The organism is Bradyrhizobium ottawaense (genome assembly GCF_002278135.3).
GTDB classification, from domain to species: Bacteria; Pseudomonadota; Alphaproteobacteria; order Rhizobiales; family Xanthobacteraceae; genus Bradyrhizobium; species Bradyrhizobium ottawaense.
Map to the genome: position 1 here is coordinate 6,638,682 of NZ_CP029425.2, position 19,501 is coordinate 6,658,182.

18 protein-coding genes are annotated in these 19,501 nt (G+C 60.0%); 9 read left to right on the top strand and 9 right to left on the bottom strand.

All coding sequences use genetic code 11. The annotated features are described in order from the left end of the window. The first annotated feature begins 82 nt into the window (after positions 1–82). On the top strand, positions 83–742 hold the full coding sequence (locus CIT37_RS31355) for a response regulator (RefSeq protein WP_028144290.1): 660 nt from the start codon (positions 83–85) through the stop codon (positions 740–742). Here CIT37_RS31355 and CIT37_RS31360 read toward each other — a convergent pair. Both CIT37_RS31360 and CIT37_RS31365 read right to left on the bottom strand, forming a co-directional pair. Then, positions 737–2,857, bottom strand: coding sequence for an MASE1 domain-containing protein (locus tag CIT37_RS31360; protein WP_162832245.1), 2,121 nt, complete (start codon positions 2,855–2,857; stop codon positions 737–739). The genes CIT37_RS31355 and CIT37_RS31360 overlap by 6 nt on opposite strands. A 1,205-nt stretch (positions 2,858–4,062) precedes the next feature. Beyond that, positions 4,063–4,458: a DNA ligase-like domain-containing protein gene (locus tag CIT37_RS31365; RefSeq protein ID WP_038972552.1), complete on the bottom strand. Its 396-nt coding sequence runs from the start codon at positions 4,456–4,458 to the stop codon at positions 4,063–4,065. Positions 4,459–4,540: 82 nt separating this feature from the next. On the opposite strand from CIT37_RS31365, the gene terL reads away from it, so the two are divergent. Further along, positions 4,541–5,275: a phage terminase large subunit gene (gene terL / locus CIT37_RS31370; RefSeq protein WP_049806749.1), complete on the top strand. Its 735-nt coding sequence runs from the start codon at positions 4,541–4,543 to the stop codon at positions 5,273–5,275. Between the two features lie 341 nt (positions 5,276–5,616). Here terL and CIT37_RS31375 read toward each other — a convergent pair whose 3' ends face one another. After that, entirely contained in the window at positions 5,617–6,096 is a 480-nt protein-coding gene (locus CIT37_RS31375) for a hypothetical protein (RefSeq protein WP_240536459.1), read from the bottom strand. Between the two features lie 164 nt (positions 6,097–6,260). Between CIT37_RS31375 and CIT37_RS31380 the strand changes: the two genes are divergently transcribed. The 3 genes from CIT37_RS31380 to CIT37_RS31390 are packed head-to-tail and all read left to right on the top strand — an operon-like array spanning position 6,261 to position 8,804. Then, positions 6,261–7,112 carry a YqaJ viral recombinase family protein gene (locus tag CIT37_RS31380; protein WP_404517142.1) on the top strand — a complete coding sequence of 284 codons (852 nt, stop codon included), beginning with the start codon at positions 6,261–6,263 and terminating at the stop codon, positions 7,110–7,112. Then, a complete protein-coding gene (locus CIT37_RS31385; protein WP_095425242.1) occupies positions 7,096–8,232 on the top strand; it encodes an ERF family protein in 1,137 nt (378 codons plus the stop codon). The genes CIT37_RS31380 and CIT37_RS31385 overlap by 17 nt, the downstream gene beginning before the upstream one ends. Next, positions 8,229–8,804, top strand: coding sequence for a hypothetical protein (locus CIT37_RS31390; RefSeq protein ID WP_095425241.1), 576 nt, complete (start codon positions 8,229–8,231; stop codon positions 8,802–8,804). The genes CIT37_RS31385 and CIT37_RS31390 overlap by 4 nt, the downstream gene beginning before the upstream one ends. A 210-nt stretch (positions 8,805–9,014) precedes the next feature. Here the strand turns inward: CIT37_RS31390 and CIT37_RS31395 are convergent, their stop codons facing one another. From CIT37_RS31395 to CIT37_RS31420, 6 genes are all read right to left on the bottom strand, one after another. Beyond that, positions 9,015–9,215: a hypothetical protein gene (locus CIT37_RS31395; RefSeq protein ID WP_095425240.1), complete on the bottom strand. Its 201-nt coding sequence runs from the start codon at positions 9,213–9,215 to the stop codon at positions 9,015–9,017. A gap of 1,007 nt (positions 9,216–10,222) precedes the next feature. Then, positions 10,223–10,606, bottom strand: a complete 384-nt coding sequence (locus CIT37_RS31400) for a hypothetical protein (RefSeq protein ID WP_095425239.1) — start codon at positions 10,604–10,606, stop codon at positions 10,223–10,225. A gap of 414 nt (positions 10,607–11,020) precedes the next feature. After that, positions 11,021–12,610, bottom strand: coding sequence for a hypothetical protein (locus CIT37_RS31405; RefSeq protein ID WP_152036283.1), 1,590 nt, complete (start codon positions 12,608–12,610; stop codon positions 11,021–11,023). A 416-nt stretch (positions 12,611–13,026) separates the two neighbouring features. Further along, positions 13,027–13,929 carry an SMP-30/gluconolactonase/LRE family protein gene (locus CIT37_RS31410; RefSeq protein WP_095425237.1) on the bottom strand — a complete coding sequence of 301 codons (903 nt, stop codon included), beginning with the start codon at positions 13,927–13,929 and terminating at the stop codon, positions 13,027–13,029. Then, a complete protein-coding gene (locus CIT37_RS31415) occupies positions 13,926–15,098 on the bottom strand; it encodes a M24 family metallopeptidase (protein ID WP_028142368.1) in 1,173 nt (390 codons plus the stop codon). The genes CIT37_RS31410 and CIT37_RS31415 overlap by 4 nt, the downstream gene beginning before the upstream one ends. 48 nt (positions 15,099–15,146) lie before the next feature. Then, entirely contained in the window at positions 15,147–15,806 is a 660-nt protein-coding gene (locus tag CIT37_RS31420) for a GntR family transcriptional regulator (RefSeq protein ID WP_028142367.1), read from the bottom strand. A 227-nt stretch (positions 15,807–16,033) separates the two neighbouring features. Between CIT37_RS31420 and CIT37_RS31425 the strand changes: the two genes are divergently transcribed. The 4 genes from CIT37_RS31425 to CIT37_RS31440 all read left to right on the top strand — a co-directional run bounded on the left by CIT37_RS31425 (position 16,034) and on the right by CIT37_RS31440 (position 19,499). After that, the gene (locus tag CIT37_RS31425; protein WP_095425236.1) at positions 16,034–17,053 is read left to right on the top strand and encodes a TRAP transporter substrate-binding protein; all 1,020 of its coding nucleotides are present in this window, start codon (positions 16,034–16,036) and stop codon (positions 17,051–17,053) included. A 71-nt stretch (positions 17,054–17,124) separates the two neighbouring features. Next, positions 17,125–17,634, top strand: coding sequence for a TRAP transporter small permease (locus tag CIT37_RS31430; protein WP_028142365.1), 510 nt, complete (start codon positions 17,125–17,127; stop codon positions 17,632–17,634). A gap of 58 nt (positions 17,635–17,692) precedes the next feature. Then, on the top strand, positions 17,693–18,973 hold the full coding sequence (locus CIT37_RS31435) for a TRAP transporter large permease (RefSeq protein WP_028142364.1): 1,281 nt from the start codon (positions 17,693–17,695) through the stop codon (positions 18,971–18,973). Positions 18,974–19,004: 31 nt separating this feature from the next. Next, positions 19,005–19,499 carry a type II 3-dehydroquinate dehydratase gene (locus CIT37_RS31440; RefSeq protein WP_038973344.1) on the top strand — a complete coding sequence of 165 codons (495 nt, stop codon included), beginning with the start codon at positions 19,005–19,007 and terminating at the stop codon, positions 19,497–19,499. Positions 19,500–19,501: the final 2 nt, after the last annotated feature.

The window sequence follows — 19,501 nt, forward strand, 5'->3', positions numbered from 1 at the left end:
GAGATAGAAGATGGACGATTTCGAAGGTGGGTATATGATTTCCTATTGATCTCCGGGCGGCCAGAAGACGGAGACCTTTTCTATGAAGGTGCTTGTTGTTGACGATCACACATTGATTCGGGCCGCGCTGCACGCTGTCCTGAAGCAACTAAAGCGAGAAGCCGTTATATTCGAAGCTTCGAGCGGCCGAGAGGCCATGCACATCGTCGAGGAGCATCCCGACATCAGCCTCATTCTGCTTGATATCAATTTGCCTGATCGCGACGGCTTCTCCGTCCTTTGCGAACTGCGCGATCGCTATGCGAGGACTGCCGTCGTCATTCTCTCGTCCTCCGATGATCAAGACACAGTCAGGCGCGCCTTCAAATTCGGCGCGCTGGGTTTCATTCCGAAAACCACGGAACGCGAGGTGATGCTCAAGGCTATTGAATTGGTGTTCTCCGGCGGAGTTTACATCCCGTTGGAGATACTGGAGAAGACAGCGGGCCCACGGCATGCAAACAAGCCAATGGCGCCCGACTCGCTCAAGGGGCTCGGGTTGACCGATCGGCAAATTGAAGTACTTGCGCTCCTGATGAAGGGGAAGAGCAATAAGGTCATTGCCAGGATGCTCAATATGGCAGTGCCTACGGTGAAGAATCACATCACGGTCGTTCTCAAGGCGCTCGGCGTAGCGACGCGCACCGAGGCCATCATAAAGGTCGGAAAAATGGGCTGGGAGTGGCCGAAATCTGGATCATGAAACTGCCCCAGCGTCTCTCCCACCATCGTGATCCCTAAACAGCTTGTGCATGACAGCGCGGAGCTGCATTGGGTCGACAGGCTTATGCAGCAAAACGTATCCTCTATCCTTGGCGTCCCGCAGTGGCTCAGCTGCCGTATCGCCGCTGATGAGAATGGCAGGAATTGACGAGCCAAACGCCGCATTGATTTGTTCAATTGCCCTGATTCCGGTCTTCCCGCGTGCGAGATGATAGTCCGAGATTATGAGGTCGGGGCGTTGTTCGCGCTCAGCAAGTCGAACCAGTGCGGCTTCGTCGGATCCGGCGGCAAGAACCGAACATCCCCATTTGCTGAGCAATCCGCCCGTTCCCTCCTGCACGATGGGAGTATCGGCAATAACAAGAATTGCCTTGCCGTCGACTGCAAAAGCGCCGGGGTGTGGTAAGTCGGCGGGCGCTGCGGCTCTGACGCATTCGTCGACCTTCGGAACCAGAATCGTGAATCGCGAACCGCGACCCACAGTCGAAGCGAGCTCAATGGGATGGTTGAGAAGCAAGCGAAGCCTGTCGACAATGGCAAGGCCGAGCCCCAGGCCGCCGGACCGGTTCTGCTCCGGAGCAGGAACTTGAAAAAACTCGCCAAAGATATTCTGCTTTTGATCCTCGGGAATGCCGGGACCGGTATCGTATACTTCGATGCGCAGCATTTCACCGCGCCGACGGCATCCGACCAGGATCCCGCCCTTTAACGTATAGCGCACAGCATTGGATACCAGATTCAGCAATATGCGTTCGAGCAGCATGGCGTCGCTCCGTACCCAGGCGTCACTTGGCCTGACCCGTAAGCGCACGCCTTTTTCTCGCGTCGCCTGATCAAACGCCGTCTCGCTTTTTTGCAACAGGCGTCCGATCGGGAATTCGGTAATGTAAGGGATGAGCATCCCGGCATCGAGTCTCGAAATGTCCAGCAGCGAATTGAACATTTCATCCATTTCCTTGCGCGTTGCGTCGACCCGCTCGATCGTCTTTGCCCTCTCCCCTGGTTCGAGCGGCGTGCGCAGCTGGGCAACAAACAGCCCTAATGCATGTAACGGTTGCCGCAAATCATGGCTTGCCATGGCAAAAAAGCGTGACTTTGCGGCACTGGCGAGCTCCAGCTCTTGCGTTCGCTCTGCGACCTTCTGCTCGAGTTCGACGCGCGCGCGGCGCAGACGCTCCTCCGCTTTCTTGCGCACCTCGACATCAGCGCTCAGCAACAAGCTTGGAACGGTAATGCTGATCAAGAACATCAACACCAGCAGGAACGATGCGTTAAGGTCCGTAGTTGCGAACGGGCCGCCGCCCGTGAGCGTGCCCCAGATCGTGATGCCCGCAAGCATCAGGGCGACCGTCGCGGTATCGCGTGGACCGCGGCGCAGCGCCGCCCACAACATCGGCAAGATCGCCAGAAAACCCAGTGGATCTCGGCCGGGCGTTTGCTCGATCAAAGGGCTGAAAGCAATGAGTCCAACAACCGCCGCTGTCGTGAGGACGCCAACCGTCTCCTGAAGCGCATGGCGTTCGAAGTCATGATAGCGGCTTGATGCCCAAAGCACGATAACGGGAGTAATGACCAGTGCGCCTGTCACGTCTCCCAGCCACCAGGTGATCCACGCGTCCGCGAAACTTTTCTGTTCGATGTACCCGAAGATTGTCAGACTGGTCAGTCCAATGCTGGCGCTGATCGGCGTCGCGATGACGACGCAGATCACCGCAAACTTTGCGACAGAATCGGGGGTTGAAAACGTGTTACATCCGCTCGACCACCGATTAATGAGGTAAGCGCCTACAATCGCTTCAAGAGCGTTGCCGGCCGCAATCGCGATTGCGGTAGCAACCGAGCCCGCCGTCGTCGCATTTGCAATCAACGCTGCCGCAAAAATTGCTGGCCAGGTCCGATATCCCCCCAACAGCACCGCCGCCAGCGCGACACCTGTCGGCGGCCAAATTGGCGTTGAACTGGGATGAATGGACGCGAGAGCAAGCCCACCTTTGGCCAAGACGAGATAGATGGCGCCGATTGCGACCAGACAACCGACGTAGCTGACAACTCGGCTAGAATTTGTCTCGGGAGCTAATGATCGAGGATTGGACATCGTCCACGTCCTGGACTAGGCAAATGCTTCGTCTATCGAAACTGACTTTTGATCTCTGGATCTAACATCGCTAGATGGATACTGGCAGATGCACTCAGGTCCAATTGATCACAGCAGTTTGCTGGCGGACTAAGAGACGGCACGTGATCGAGCTGGCCGACTTGCTGTTCAATCCCCGCCGATTGCGTTAGAACCAGTGGGACGAACAGGGCACCGTTGCACCCCGAGGAATTCGCGCCATCTCGTGTTCACCCCGAGCTTTTGGGGGATGCATCGTACGACGAAGATAGGCGCTCCGAAAGCCGGATCTGGACCTGGACCAGGTCGCTGTGCGCGACAAAGGCCTATCTCTCGTTGGAGTCTCGGGACTGAACCACTTGCACGATAGCTTGCTGCGACGTGACGAGGAAGCGGAAGCTTCGCAGAAGCATCTCCATGACCGATGAGGCGACGAGTCCGTTGCGTGGGCCGTGGCGTTTGCGATGGGCGGTGCAAATCGGCCTTGATCGAACAACCGTAAAGAAGCCTGTGATCGAGTGACATCGTTCGACGACTTGCAGGGCGGTCATCAAGTTTTAAGCGCTGCGTCCTTTGTTCGCTATCGCTGACAAAACGGCGCACTCACTTCACCGCATTCAAGCATCGTTGAAAAAGCAGCACTGGCGTGCTCACGCCGCCAGCGGGCGGCAATTGATCACTTGCGTGGGCATCCGAAGACGAATGCGCCGTACTACACGGCCTTCGTCCGGATTGATCAAAGCGAATTGGCGGGCATACCGAAGATTCGCCGGTGTCCCGGCATGCCGGCGATCGTCTTGCTCGCGACCGCTCACCGGGCCGCGTTCGAGTCCACCGTCGGGCCGCTCGCATGTCATTCGATCAATCATTCCGACACAAGTGACGTGTGAAACGCTTGATAGCCTCTTGCTCTTAAGCGCCAGCCGCACGTTTCGGCGCGCAGTGAGATTACGCCGCTGAAATAGCGACATACCGGCTCGGTCAAGGGATGGCGTGAGAAATCGGATTACTCCTGAGAATATGAAGTCTCGAGATTTCATCGATTTTGGCGTAGGCCGCTCTACAGCCCAAAGCCTCGGCCAATCTCCCGCATCAGCCTGAGCGCGGCGTCAGTATGGCGGCCATAGAACAGCGCGCGATCAAGCTGCGAAAAGATGCCCATTCCAAATAGCGCGATAGCAACGCCTCTAAGCATGGTTGGGGAAAGCCGGCCAATAGAACGCAGTTGATGGTTCGCCACCGTTGAAGGCCATTGCTGCACATGAGGAGGAATTCCGCTCGATGGGGCCCGATATCGCCGAGCAAGAAAAGAAGCAATGATGTAACGTCTCGACTGGCCCAAAGGCGACGATCGCGATGGCGTCCCGCCGATCAGCAGCCAAGGCCACACCGGAGCTGGTGGCCCACGCGGACGGATCCACGCGAATGACCCATAGGTAGCCGCCACGCGTGATCAGGCGCACGCGGTCGCCATCGCGCTCCAGTCGGAGCCGATAACCGTCGTATTTTACTTCGTGGAGCCAATCGGGGCCGACCGGGACCGCAATGCCCTTCGTCGGCAGGCAAAACTCAAATGAACGCATGCGGGAAGAATAGGCATTCTCGGCTGATTTGCGAGAGGCGGCCCGAGGGCAAGTTCGCAATCAAGTTCATGGCTTGGGCGGCATGGGAGCGATGTCGGTACCACCGCTGTCGGCAATAACTTGCTCCACTGCCGATGCGAGCACATCAAGGTTAGGAGAGGCGCTGCATCCGGTCCATGAATCGATCAAGACGCTGCGCAAGCTGCGCCAGACGCTCGGGCCGGACGTGTTTGCGGCGCAGTACCAGCAGGCGCCGGTGCCGGCCGGCGGCGCCATGATCAAGCGCGATTGGCTGCGATATTACGACGAAGCCCCCTCAAGAGATGTGCTGGGCTGCCGCGTCATCCAGAGTTGGGATACGGCCGCCAAAAATGGCGCGCAGAACGACTGGTCTGTCTGTACGACGTGGCTGGTCATTGACGGGAATTACTACCTGCTCGACCTTGTGCGCGGTCGGTTCGAATATCCCGCCCTCCGCGACACCGCACTCCAGCTCGCCAAGCGCTTCAAGCCGCACGAGATCCTGGTCGAAGAGGCCTCGACCGGAATTGCCCTGGCGCAGGAACTCCGAGACCAGGGCGACTGCTTCGTCAACCCTATCAAAATCAATCATGATAAGGTTGGTCGGCTCTACGTCCAGCAGAGCAAATTTGCCGCCGGACGCGTGCTGTTTCCGAGAAATGCGTCGTTCCTGGCCGAGCTCGAGATGGAGCTACTGACCTTTCCGCAGGGCCGCCACGACGACCAGGTCGACAGCATCAGCCAGGCGCTGGCCTACGAGGACAACGGCTACGATTACACGCTGAGTTGGGTCTGATGAGGCCGCGAGCTTCTCCATCACCCTCATGCAGCCCGAGCCGCAGGTGGTCGAGCCGAGTTCGCGACGGGTCCAGACGTGAACATCAAAACGATCGTCGGGGGCGCTCAGCGCCCCCTTCGGCGAAGGGCGTCGACGTGGTGGCATTTGTCGCGGTCGCCAGGCGCTCGGCGGTGAAGCCGTGAAGCTGTTAGTGGAATAGTTATGGGTACCAGGGCGCAGTTCGGGCCCCAAGCAGCCCCACGCGCTAAGCTCCGCCAGACTTACGTGGCCCTGAGGAGCTTCGCCGCAGCTGTGGACCAATGCAGTCAATTTCCCGAACGAAGCCAAGTGCTCGCGCGTCAACCTTCCGTGGTGCCTAGCGAGCGAAGCGCCCGCCGCTGTTGCGCCAAAGCGTACCGCTCATAGCGCTCAAGCGCTTTGAGGCGTTTGAGGCCTGCCGGAATGGGGTCGGCCAAAAGCCCGGCCAACATGTCCTGCCGCAAACGGCGGAGCCGCAGCAGCGCGAGCTTGGACCGCGCCAGCGCCAGCGCCGAGGCCGGGGTGACCCCATGCCCGAGCCCAGAAGCAATCGCGACTGCAAAATTCGCGGTCTCCGCCGGATCGCCGATCGCGCTCCGCGCCAAGCCATGGCGCAGCGCATTTTGGCTGGACCTTGTCTTTCCACCCGCCGATTTCGGTCCGGTGCTGCGTGTGGCATTGCGGCGATTGGCTTCGATTTGTCGAACTGACGCCATGTCCCAGGTCCTCGGTTTTGGCTGATCATAGCCATTGGAAAGATCGCTCCAACGCATTGAAAAATATAGGGTTTTCAGGCCCAAAGAACAGCAAATTCGCTGCAGAAAGGACTGGCATTCCCGCGCAAAAGGAGCGTTAATCACTAACCGGCCGGCGGGCCCTTGGCCCCGGTCTCTCCCCTCGCAGTGGCGGGGCTTTTGGTGGTGCGGCGGCAAGCCGCGTAACCCAGGAGAGACCGGTGACCACGATTGCATCCGACGGCGCCGCGGCGCCCCGTTCCGTCATCACATTCAACCGCCACGACCGCCGCGCCTTCATCGGTGGCTCGGACGCCCGCATCATCATGGGCGACGACCAGGACGGGTTGTTGCGGCTGTGGCAGGAAAAACGCGGCGAGATCGCACCGCAAGATTTGTCCCGCAACCTCATCGTTCAGCTTGGCAGTGCCACCGAAGACCTCAACCGCAGCTGGTACCAGGACGCCACGGGTCACACGATCACCGACGTCCAGAAGCGGGTGCGGCACCCCGTCCATGCCTGGATGGCGGCCACGCTGGACGGCATCGTCGCGCCGACCGGCGCGGTGTTCGAGGCCAAGTTCATGCTGCCCTGGGCTTTTACCGAGGAGGCGGCGGCCGACAAGCACATGGCGCAGCTGCAACACAACATGTGGGTGGTCGCGGCGCGCGCGGCCGTGCTCTCGATCATCACCGGCGGCGGCAAATGGGTCGAGATCACCGTCCATGCCGACCCGCTCTACCAGCATCTGCTGCTGACCGCGGAAAAGAAGTTCTGGCGCTGCGTGCAGAGCGGCGAGCCGCCGCTGTTGTTCGGCATCGAGACCCCACGGCCGCGGCTCGCCGCCGTCAAGGTGGTCGACATGACCGCCTCCAATCTATGGGCCGCATGCGCGGCGACCTATCTGCGCACCCGCGAGGCCCATGGCGAGCATGAGCTGGCCAAGACCGAGCTCAAGAAGCTGCTGCCGGAGGATGCCAAGGAGGCGTTTGGCCACGGCGTTCGCGCCAAGCGCTCCAAAGCCGGCGCCGTCAGCTTTGATCCGGTGGAGATGGAGGCCGTCCATGCACCAGGCCAGTGAGCATATCGGGGCGATCGCGGCGGCGCTGGCCCGCGCGCAAGCCGAACTAACCAATCCGGAAAAGACTCTGACCGCTCAGATCCGCTCCCCGTTCCTGCGCGATGACGACCGCACCTTTCGCTACGCCTCGCTGGCGAGCGGCCTCGACATCGTACGCAAGACGCTGAGCCAGCAGGAGATCGCCACCATCCAGACCACCCGGGTTGAGCCAACCACCGGCCACATCCACCTCACCACCCTGCTCGCCCATTCCTCCGGCGAGTGGATCTCCTCGGACTGGCCGGTCTGCGCCGCACGGGACATCGAGGCGCCGCATCGGATGGGCGCGGCGCTCACCTATGCCCGACGCTACGCCCTGTTCGCGCTGGTCGGGATTGCCGGCGAGGACGATCTGGACGCTCCGGATACGGCCGCCGGTTCCCCCGCACCACCTAACCTCAAGGCCTCGCCCGGCAAGGGCGCTCTCAACCGTGCCCCGGTGCTGCGGCCGGGGGAGTCCGCCGCACTCCGGGAGCAGCTGTTGCGCCAGCTCGAAGCGCTGCCCGCCAGCACCGATCTGCTCAGCTGGGCCATGGCGAGCCTCCCGCTCAAGAACAGCCTGCAGGAGCCGGATGCCCGGCACGTCGAGGCAGCTTATCAGGCCAAGCTTGAGGACGCTGGCCGTGCTCAGGCCGAGCAGACCGCCGACTTCAATGGCATGCCAAACCTGCCCGCAGCGCCTGCTGCTGACGCCGAGGCCGCGCTGCAACCCGCGCTCCCCGAGGCCGGGCTCGCCTATCCCAAGGAGCCGCCGCGCAGACGCAGCAAGGCGCACCTGTTGTTTGTTAGGGGGCAGCCCTGCCTGGTGTGCCGGCAAACCCCGTGCGATGCGCATCATCTGAAATTCGCTCAAGCCCGGGCGCTCGGCCGTAAGGTCAGCGATGAGTTCACTGTCCCCCTGTGCCGCGCGCATCACCAGGAGCTGCATCAGCACGGCAACGAACGGGCGTGGTGGGCGAACCTGCAGATCGCGCCGGTGCCGGTGGCACAGGAGCTGTGGGCGGCGAGCCCCGTCCACGATCCTGCCAACGTCGCCGCCGCGCCTGTGCCTATCAGCTTTGGGTCGGAGGCCGCCCGATGAACGGCCTGTTCCCAACCGGGCGCGCGCTAGCCATAACGGCGTTGCCGGCCGAGTTTGAGTCCTTGGCGCCCCCGCCCCTGCTGCTGCCGGGCGAACAGCTCGAACACTACCAGGCGCTCCGGCAGGCGATCTTTGCCGACCTCGCGCCGCGGTCTGCCATCGAGTGGCTGCTCGCCATTGACGTCGCCGAGCTGTCCTGGGACATCCAGCGCTACCGCATGTTGCGGCATAAATTGCTCGAGGCCTATCGCCACAAGGCGGTTGAGGCGGCGCTGCGGCGCATCGACATGGTTGGAATTGATCCCGAGTTCGAAGCGGAGGCCGAGACCTACACGCTGGAAAATGCCCTGAGCTGGCGGATGGATCCCATCGCTGCGTCCGAGATCGAGGCGCGGCTCGCGACCTATGGCTTCGACCAACGCGCCATCACCACCGAAGTCTACCTTCAGGCGCGCGAGGTCCTGGTCTTGTTCGAGGGGCTGCTCAACGCGGCACAAACCAAGCGCATGCTGCTCCTTCGCGAAATCAGGAATCAGCGCCTCCTGAGCACACCGATGCGCCGGCCGCGCTGAACGTTGCGCTCCCGAGCTCTCGGTTCCGGCTTGCGCTCAAGGACAAACTCGTTGACCGGTCCGGAGCACAGCTTGCGAGGCAATACCGCAGGCGCAGCATTGCACCCGCACCTTCGGGCCGTCTCCCAGTGAGGTGCCGGCATTTTCAGCCAATGCGCTGCGTCCTGGGCCTGGTCCGATGCAGGTCGCTCCCCCAGGCCAGCACGCGACCTAGATCATTCGATTTTTGATCGTCCTCAGATTGCGGAGGTAATAGCCTTCTGCCTGAACGGCTGACTTGATTGCATCGCTGACCTTGAGAACTCTCTTTCTGCTCCTGCGCCACTTATGTGCAGAGTAAAGCACGGGTACAGCAGAGCCTGTGCTTAGAACGAGCAGGTCACGCTTCCCATTGCGGTAGACATCAAACACTTTTTGACCCCGCTGATCGTATAGAACTAAACAGGAAATATGTTTCGATCGTCTCTCACCTAGCTTAGTGTCTGGAACGGTTTTGCGGGTTGTAAATCTGCAACGTCCGGGATTTCTTCAGTGTGTTCCGGAATAGGAACGAACTGGCGCAAAGCGCGGCCATGGGTTTGATCAAACTCTCGCGTGCGGTCAAGCTGAAGAGCTTACCGAATTCCGCTACAGCTATATGAGCAATTGTCTAGATGACGCTGTCGGATCGCGTGAAGTCGATTATGCAAGTCGTGTTGGAAGAGACGTGCCGGGAGCTTCCGAACGGGGTGACCATGAGAGCCGGAAGGTCATTGCCGAACAGCTTCTTGCAGCTGCCGAAGCCGGGCACACCACCTTGGATGAACTGCGGGCTGCTGCGCTGCGTGCATTCCCGAGCGCAGCAAAGACGACACGGCAATAAAGAGGCGTTGGGCACAGCTTGTGGCTTCGGTGCTGATCGAAGAAATCGCTTTGACTATCTGCCAAGGTAGGACTGCCGAGCGCCCATTGCGCCGACTGCGTTTTGCTTACGAAGCTGCTGGCCTCACTTGAGAGCAAGAACGAGGACACCCGGCGGGTGCGTGCGAGCTGGACAGATCCCAACTAGGAGGGGCCCTCAGTAAGGACGCCTGAAGCGATGGCAGCCTTAGTTTTGAGGTTGTCTTCACCGTCTACGCACCCACAAGAGACTAAGCGAGCCGAAGTCGGCTTTGGGTCACGAGCGGCTGTGGAGGCCAGCAGCCCGCTCGTCCGGTCTCCTCTCAACAGCAGACGCCGGCTATCACGCAAGAGGGCAGCTAGGGACCACAAGGCGACATTCGAAAGGATGAGGGTCTCTAGCTGATGCGGCGTTACTCGTCGAAAGCTACGCCGATCTGACCGTCCTTTCGCCAAACAATATGGCAGCGCCTAGCTGCCGCGCCGAGCTGACCTTCGACAGACGCGACGCAACTTCGCAGATGCGCCCGCAGCTATCGTCAGCTACCTGACTTTACTTCTGCAATCGCTTCAAGCAATCGCTCCGCGATGCTCTCCAGCTGCGCCGCCGCCCGGAGATAAGTGCGAGCGATGATGGTCAGTGTTTGGCGACGGGCCGCCGTCACCGCGAGTTCAGCCAGTTGTTCTGCCTCGGCAGCGTTGTCGCGGTATCGCTTTGCTTCAGCAATGCATTGATCCAATCGTCCTGCCGAAGCAAGTTCGCCGGTTATTAGGCATACACGACCCCAGCCTTCGGTGGTGGTAATTGCGCTGCTAGTAAGTGAGGTCGAAAGCAAGGCTGTGATCTTCGGAGGTGTTACGGAGGCGAACCTGCCGCAGGATCTTAAAAACTCGCGCCGATCGTCTTCTTCTGGAGAGGACATTGCGGCTTCCTGTGATTTGTTTGAAATATTTACTAGTCGATTAGAGAGTTAAGCAGCTCAATTATGAAATGTAACTATATCCCATGTCGTATCGGAGACCCGCCGCCGCGGGCATTGAAATTTTGACGAGGTCCGGTGCGGGTCAAAATGCGAAGACCTCGAACTGAGCAAATCTGGTCCTGCCTCAACGAGCGGACTTCCGACCGCCGAGGCGCAACTTCGCAGATGGGCCACAACCGGACCCATGTATTGCCGCAACTTTCAGGCTTGGTGGACCACGTTGAAAAAACATGCATCACGACGAGACGGTCCGAGCGCAAGGAACGAGGTTTGGAACGCATGTGCGGTGTGCGGGCAGTGTTAGTATCGGCTCAGGTCAACAGATCGTACTGAGAAGGCGCGAAAATGAAATCTTCAGGCCTGAGCGTTTGCTCGCTGAGCACAACCACGTCGTTGCCCGGACTGAACGTGACCGTGCTCTCGTGCGTGACAGGATCGAACGGTCATGCTCAGATTGCTGAAGTTCTCGATACCGAGCGCAGAGACGTCGATGTGATCGGCGCCCCGATTCGAGAGTCCCTGTCCGAAGTCCTCGACTTTATCGTGCCCGTTATCGAAATCGAACACGAACGTGTCGTTCCCTCCTTGGGCAAAGCCGAGCATCATCTGGGCATCGCCCCAGATGTTATCGTTTCCCGTGCCGCTAACCAGCTTGTCGCCGCCGCCGCGCGCGTAGGCGGACATGGATTGGGCGTCGCCGACGAGAATGGTCTCGTAGCTGTCCGCGGCATGCGGATACGGATCATTGCCGCCGACCAAGGTGTCATTGCCGCCAAGCGCGCGGCCCGACATAGTCGACGCATCGCCATATGCTTGATTGATAAGCTGGGAAAATACGTTGCCGCCGAGATAGGTGTCGTCGCCGCCAACGGCCTGTTCGCCCATATTGCCGCCAGCATCGCCGTAGAAGAGATTCTGGTTTTGCGTGCCTGAGGCCTGGAATGTGTCGTTGCCGCCGTAGGAACGACCAGACATGTCGCCCGCGGCGTCGCCATAGAACGTACTTCCCCCTAAGCCGGTCTTGTTGAACGTGTCGTCCCCTCCGTGGGCAGAGCCGGACAGGTTTCCGCCAGCATCGCCGGAAAAGACATTTCGGTCGGCGAGTGTTGCATCGCTAGAGTCGTCGAACCTGTCGTTTCCGCCGGCGGCAGAAGCGGACATATTTGCACCGGCATCGCCAAAGACGAAATTGAACGGATTAATCCCGCTCACAGCGAAACCATCGTTGCCGCCGGCCGCATGACCGGCCATGTCGCCTCCGGCGTCACCATAGAGATAGTTGTTGTACTCGGATCCGCTCGCAGTGAAGCTGTCATTGCCGCCGCGGGTATGCCCGAGCAAGCCTCCGCCAGCGTCGCCATAGAACACAAAACTGCCATCCGGTCCGATGCGACCAACGAATGTGTCATTACCGCCGACCGCGCAGTTGATCAGGTTTCCACCCGCATCTCCATACACGGTAATTGTTTGATGTCCGCCAGCGGTGACACCGAAGTTGTCGTCACCACCCTTGGACTGACCGGACAATATCTCGCCAGCGTCGCCATAGGCATTCACCCTCACTCCGGGCGTAAAGGCCAGGGGCAACTCGAGATTGAACATGTCATTGCCCGCAATGGCCCAGTCCGAGATATTGCCTCCAGCGTCACCGTACATATCCAGGCTGAAAGTCTCGCCAGGAATTATAGCGGACGCCGGTAATTGAGCTGACAACGTGTCGCTGCCACCCCGGGCATGATGAGAAATGTTTCCGCCCGCATCACCGAATAGGCTTCCAGAGCCGGACGTCAGCAACGTGTCGTTGCCGCCGATCGCGCGGCCGAGCAAGTCCACGCCAGCATCCCCGAACAGTGTGTTTGTCGGATCGGAACCAACCAGTGTTTGCGCTGCGCCATGCTGTCGTCCCGTGAGTGATCCACTTGTGTCGCCAAAGAGAACAGCCATGTGACCCTCCCTTGTGGTTTGCAGGTTGCCGCGGAGATGCGTCCCCAATGACTTACAATGTTTCGTTGTTAAAATTAAATCACATTTTCAAACTAATTAAATCACATATTTAAATAGATTCCGGGTGGGTAAGCTGCGATGGTTTCGCAACTGAGCCGCTCCTATCCAGCCTTACATTGGCAATCATGACTACCCGCCAGGACCCACGGGCTTCCGCTCCAGGTCAAATGCTGCCATCGCGCACCATGCCGCGATTGGTCAGCTGAGGGCCACAACCGGACTCATGTATTGCCGCAACTTTCAGGCTTGATGTTGACCACGTTGAAAAACATGCATCACGACTCCGAGCGCAAGGAACGAGGTTTGGAACGCACGCGACGCCGAAGTCAGCCATGGGCAGTAGCGAACATGCAATTTCAGCGGGAGCTGGACACGAAACGATGTTCAAAAAGCCCCTCGGCAATGCCGTGGACCGCAAGAAGATGTCCCGCCCGAGGTTCAGCCCACAATTGATGCGGATCTAGAAACTTCCTCGCCGATGTGATGAACAGCGTTTTGAGATCGCTGCCTCCAAAACACACGCAGGTCGGATTCGTCACCGGTAAGTCAATGACCGTGTCAATCTCGCCGTTCGGCCTATAACGCGCCACCCGTCCGCCCGAAAAGAACGCCGTCCAAATCCCTCCGTCGACATCTACGCACGCACCATCTGGCCGCTGCTGCGAGGAACTGTAATCCGCAAACAGGCGCCGGTTGCGGATTACGCCGTCGTCGAGATCGAAGTCGAACATCCAAGTGCGGTAGCGCCGCGTGTCTGTGAAATAAAGCGTGCGATTGTCAGGCGAGAATGCGATCCCGTTGGTCACGATCACGTCGCCGAAAGACCGCGTCACCTCGCCGTTTCCCGTCACACAGTAGAGCGAGCCGTTCGGACGTTGTAGCTGATTGTCCATGGTGCCGATCCACAATCGGCCACGCGCGTCAACGCGGCCGTCATTGAGCCTGTTGTCAAGCCCGCCTTCGACTTCGCACACTTGAGCTATCGGCGCGCCGTCGGCACCTTGGCGAAACAGACGCAGATCCTGCGCAAGCAGGTGCGCGCCGTCCGCCGTCAAAGCCTGGCTGCCCAGACATTGGCAATCGTAGGAGGATGTCTGGTAGGCACCCGTCGACGCATCGAACGATTGGTGCAGCCTTCTATCGATGTCGATCCACCACAGCTTGCGGGAACGATCGCACCACAGGGGCGTCTCGCCAAGGATGTCTGCGCTGGCAACGGCAGTCTCGACTCTGGACGCCGGAATCAAATTGGCGCTCATGCCGAGATCCGATACCAGTCGCGCGCGTCATCCCCGAAGGCCTGAAAGCCGGTCGCGGTCACGGCGATGGTATCTTCGAGCTTGATGAAGCCACGCCGCGAATGCGGCAGCGTGGTCTCGATCGAAATGACCATCCCAGCTTCGAGAGGTACATGGGCGTCGTCGGCGGGATAGGGAATGGGGCCGGTCGCCATAAGCCGTGGCGCTTCGTGGCTGACGATGCCCATGCCATGGGCCACGAACTGCAGCTGCTTGCCGTGAGGCGACCGCGCCAGCGCTTCCGTGGCGGCGGCGTAAATCTCGCTACCCATCAGGCCCGCGCGAATTGGGGCGCGCGCGGCCTGTTGGATCAGGTCGATTTCAGCGAGCAGATCGACAAGCTCGCTGTCCGGCGTCCCGTGCACCGCCATTCGGCAAAGATCGCCGATGTAACCTCGGTAGTTGCCGCCCGAATCCAGCGAGATGATATCGCCGGGCTTGAGACGTTGGTGCGAGGGAGCCCGATTGAGGCTCGTTCCCATCGTCACCAGGGCGTATTCGAAGGTCATGTCACGGGACAATTCGGCTTGCCGCAGACGATCTATGATCTCGCGCTTGCTCTGCCCGAGGCCGGTTTGACTGGCTGCCTCCATCATGGAGGCGACCACCCGCTCGGACGCTTCGCGGAGGATCTCCAGCTCGCCCGCGGTTTTGATCGATCGTAGTTTCTCCAGCGGCCGCATGGCCTCGACGAGCTGACAATGCGGGAGCTCCGTGCGCAGCACGTCGGCTGCGTCCAGCGGTAGGAACGACGCCTCAACGCCGATACGAAGCGCAGGCGTCGCCATCGTCTTGATGTGTTTGAGCGCGAGCGTCATAGCCTCGACCGAGGTTGACGATCCAAACACGACCGCCGGCAACCAGCATCCGTCGATCGTCCTGTTCTGGATGCTGTCCCCCTCGTTCCGATTGGCGATGTAGACCGACTTGTCGAGCGCGCCCTTCACGTAGACGAAGATGGGGAGATATCGGCTGATGCCGATCGCCTCCATGTAATCGAATTGGAAGTGATAGTACCCGCCGAGAAGGTACTGGATGTTGTGCTTTGAGGTGACAATCAAGATGTCGATGTTGAAGTCGTCGAGCAGGCCATCCAGCTTGACCGTGGAGAACGGGATTGTCGCGCTCATTGATCGTTCTTCTGCATCGACGATTTGATCCCGGGGCAGACCCAAAAGTCAGCTGTCCTTCCAGGAGGACAGCGCATGCGCGACACAGCCATTGATGTGCTCGCTGAGGACGGCCTTAGCGCTCTTGATGTCCCGCTTCAGGGCGCATTCAAGCAGCGCCTTGTGCTGGTTGATCGTCTCCCTGCCGCGATAGCGCAGCGCATAGCGGAAATATTTGTCGAACACGATCGCGTGAGTATGCATAAGCTCGCGCGACCCGCAGCTGGAGATCAGCGCTTGATGGAATTCGCCGTCGTAGCGCTTGCGCAACTCGGGATCGTCGCCGTCCTTAAGGACAGTGCGCTCGGTGGCTGACAGCTTGTGATGCGCTGACACCACGCGGCCCTCCCACTCGACGTCCCCGGCCCGAAACGACTCCGCCATAGCGTGATGCTCAAGCAGGATCCGCAGATCGGCAAGCTCGCGCAGGTTCTGGATCGAGATAGGCGCCACCTCAAAGCCACGCTGGCCTTCGGCGACCACAAAACCTTCCGACGCTAGGCGATTGAGAATCTCACGCAGCGTCGAGATGCTGACGCCGTAGTCCTCCTTGACCGCATCGAGCTTGAGACGGCCCGCGGGCCTGAGCACGCCGAAAATGATGTCGGACCGAATGCGCTGATAGCCGCTGTCGCCCGCTGATAAGGGCCGTTCCTCAAGTGCCGTCATTGCCTCTGATCTCGCTTGACCGATCATGCTCCACCGGGAGGCGAGCCGAACCATCTTTACCGCAAGGATTATAGGACCGCAATCACCTCTGACGTTCTAAGCTATCTCATATGAACCTTGATCTATCATTTGACATCCAAATCGATGTATGATGTCTAAAAACAGCTAAAGGCACGAAACGAGCGCCGAAGTCGCCGGTCGCGCCCGGTCAAACCAGGGAGGAAACGATGAGCTTGTTGGTACGGGCGCTGTCTGCGACGGCGATCTGCGTAGCGCTGACGGTCGGGGCGTCCGCCGCCGACGACATCCAGGATCGGACGATCAGGTGGGGGCACCTCAACAACACCGATCATCCCGTCAGCTTTGGCGTGCAAAAGTTCGCTGAGATCCTGCTGGCCAAAAGCGGGGGCAAGATGAAGGTGCGCGAGTTCGCCGCTTCGCAGCTCGGCAACGAATTGCAACAGCAATCGGCGCTACGGGGCGGCACGCAGGAGATGCTGTCGGCCTCGACGACGTCGCTCGCGACCGTCATTCCAGAGTTCGGCCTGATCGATTTCCCGTTCCTGTTCAACACGACCGAGCAGGCCGACGCTCTCGCGACCGGCAAATTCGGCAAGGCGATGATGGATGCGCTGCCGTCGAAGGGGCTGATTGGCCTCGGATATTGGGGCCTGGGCTTCCGCAACATCACGAACAGCACTCGCCCGATCACCAAGCTTGAGGACTTCAGCGGCCTCAAGCTTCGTGTGATTCCGAATCCGGTCTATCTCGAAAGCTTCAGTGCCTTTAAAGCAAATCCGGTCCCGATGGCTTTCGGTGAGCTGTATTCGGCGCTCGAGACCCGCACAGTCGACGGCCAGGAGAATCCATACACGGTCATTCTCTCGAACAAATTCTACGAAGTGCAGAAATACGTTTCCGCCACAAATCACACCTTTACTCTGAACATCATCCTGGTGAGTAAGATCTTCTGGGACAAGCTGTCGCCGACCGAGCAGGGCCTGATGCGTGAAGCTTATGAAGAAAGCCGCGGCTATCAGAAGGAGCAGACCCGCCTTCAGACCGACAAGGCTCTGGCGGAGCTGCAGGCCAAGGGCATGCAGTACAACGCGATCGCTCCCGAAGAAACGGAGCGCATGCGGAAGGCGGCGCAGCCGGTCGCGGACAAGACGTCGGCCAACCTTCGTCCCGAGACGGTGAAGCTCTTCAACGAAGAAGTCGAGCGCATCCGCAAGGACGTGAAGTAGTCGACTTCTTTTATAACGCAGGCCGAGCCGGCCAGTGGCCGGCTCCGCCCTCAGATGCCCGGACGTCACGCATGGCGCGAGTTCTCGACCTCTATTGCACGTTCCTGAAGGCCGTCATTGCCGCGTGCCTCGCGGTCATGGTGGTCCTGGTCTTCGGCAATGTCGTTCTGCGTTACGGCTTCAACTCCGGAATCACGATTTCCGAAGAGTTGTCGCGCTGGTTGCTGGTCTGGTTGACCTTCCTCGGCGCAATCGTCGCGCTTCGCGAACACGCTCATCTTGGCGTCGATAGCCTCGTCCGGATGCTGCCGGCTTCTGGCAAGCGCATATGCTTCGTCATCAACTATTGCCTGATGCTGTTCGCCGACTGGCTGTTGCTGTCGGGAAGCTGGCGCCAGACCATCATTAACATCGACGATCGCGCGCCGGCGACTGGTCTCTCGATGGCGATCTTTTACGGGGTTGGCGTGATCTTCGGCGTGTCGGCCGCAGTCATCCTTCTCTACGACCTCCTCCGCGTGCTTACGGGACAGGCGAGCGAATCCGACATGGTGGCCGTCAAGGAATCGGAAGAGCACTGATGTCTCATCGAACCGCGCCAGGCAGCATCCACCTCCAGCAGTCCACCGGGATCGAGTCATGACGATCGCCGTCTTCACCTTCTCGCTGCTGGGCGCCATGGCTCTGGGCATGCCGATCGCCTTCGCGCTCATCGTCTGCGGCGTGGCCCTGATGAGCACGATCGGCATGTTCGATGCCCAGATCGTGGCGCAGAACGTCATCAACGGGGCCGACAGCTTTCCGCTGATGGCGATTCCCTTCTTCATGCTCGCAGGCGAGATCATGAACAAGGGAGGGCTGGCCAAGCGTATCGTCAACGTCGCGCTGGTCGCGGTGGGGCATTTCCGTGGCGGGCTCGGCTATGTCACGATCCTTGCGTCCTGCATCCTCGCGTCGCTGTCTGGCTCGGCGGCTGCCGATGCAGCGGCGCTCGCGGCCCTTCTGGTGCCCATGATGGTGGCGGCGGGGCACAAGAAGTCCTATGCGGCGGGCCTCGTGGCGGCGGGCGGCATCATTGCTCCCGTCATCCCTCCCAGCATCGGCTTCGTCATCTTCGGCGTCGCCGCGGGCGTATCTATCTCGAAACTGTTTCTGGCTGGCATCGTGCCGGGGCTGCTGCTCGGCGCAGGGCTTTGTCTGGCCTGGGCGTGGGTGGTGCGGAAAGAGAACCTTTCGCCGCCGCCACGGGCCTCGTGGTCGGAGATCGTCAAGGCCGTCGTCGACGGCTTCTGGGCGCTGATGCTGCCGGTCATCATCGTGGTCGGCCTGCGTTTCGGCATCTTCACGCCCACGGAAGCCGCGGTGGTCGTCGCCGTCTACTCCCTGTTCGTGGCGACCTGCGTCTACCGCGAGCTGAAACTGTCGCAGCTCTACGCGATCTTCGTCTCCTCTGCCGTGACGACGAGCATCGTCATGTTCCTGGTTGCTGCGGCGCTGGTATCGTCCTGGCTCATCACCGTGTCGGAGATATCCGCACAGGTCGTGACCCTGTTGAAGCCCTTCATGGGCGACAAGACGCTGCTGATGCTCGCGATCATGGTCGTGGTTGTCATCGTGGGGACGGCGCTCGACATGACGCCGACGATCCTCATTCTCACACCGATCCTGATGCCGATCGTCAAGGCGGCGGGCATCGACCCCGTCTATTTCGGCGTGCTCTTCATCATCAACAATGCCATCGGCTTGATCACGCCCCCGGTGGGCATCGTGCTCAATGTCGTCTGCGGCGTCTCCAGGATCAGCATGGAGGATATCATCAAGGGTGTCTGGCCCTTCATGATCGCGCAACTCATCGTCCTGTTCGCGATGGTGCTGTTCCCGGGGTTGGTGACGATCCCGGCAAAATGGTTTGGCGGCTAGTCGCGCGTTGGCAAAGGACAAGAGGGACAAAATGGCCGCTCAAATCATGATTCTCAATGGACCCAATCTCAATTTCCTCGGCATCCGCGAGCCTCACATCTACGGCTCGACGACGCTTGAGCAGATCGAGGCGAGCTGCCAGGCGCTGGCCGATCAGCTCGGAGTTTCGATGTCGTTCCATCAATCGAACATAGAGGGCGAACTCGTCAGCCTGATCCAGTCCGCCCATGGCAACGCGGATGCCATCATCATGAATCCCGCGGCCTATTCATTTACCTCGATCGCGCTGATCGATGCGCTGAAGATCTTCGAGGGCGTGAAGATCGAGGTGCATATCTCGAACATTCACGCGCGGGACGAGCTGCACCGCCACTCCATCACCTCGAGTGCCTGCACGGCGGTCATTTGCGGCCTGGGTCCTTATGGCTATCTTGCTGCGATCCTGGCCGCCGTGCAGCGGCTGGGGCAATTGCCTGGTACCATTCCGTCGGCTCTGCACGGGCTTGCGGCCGGCAGCAGAGCGTAGGC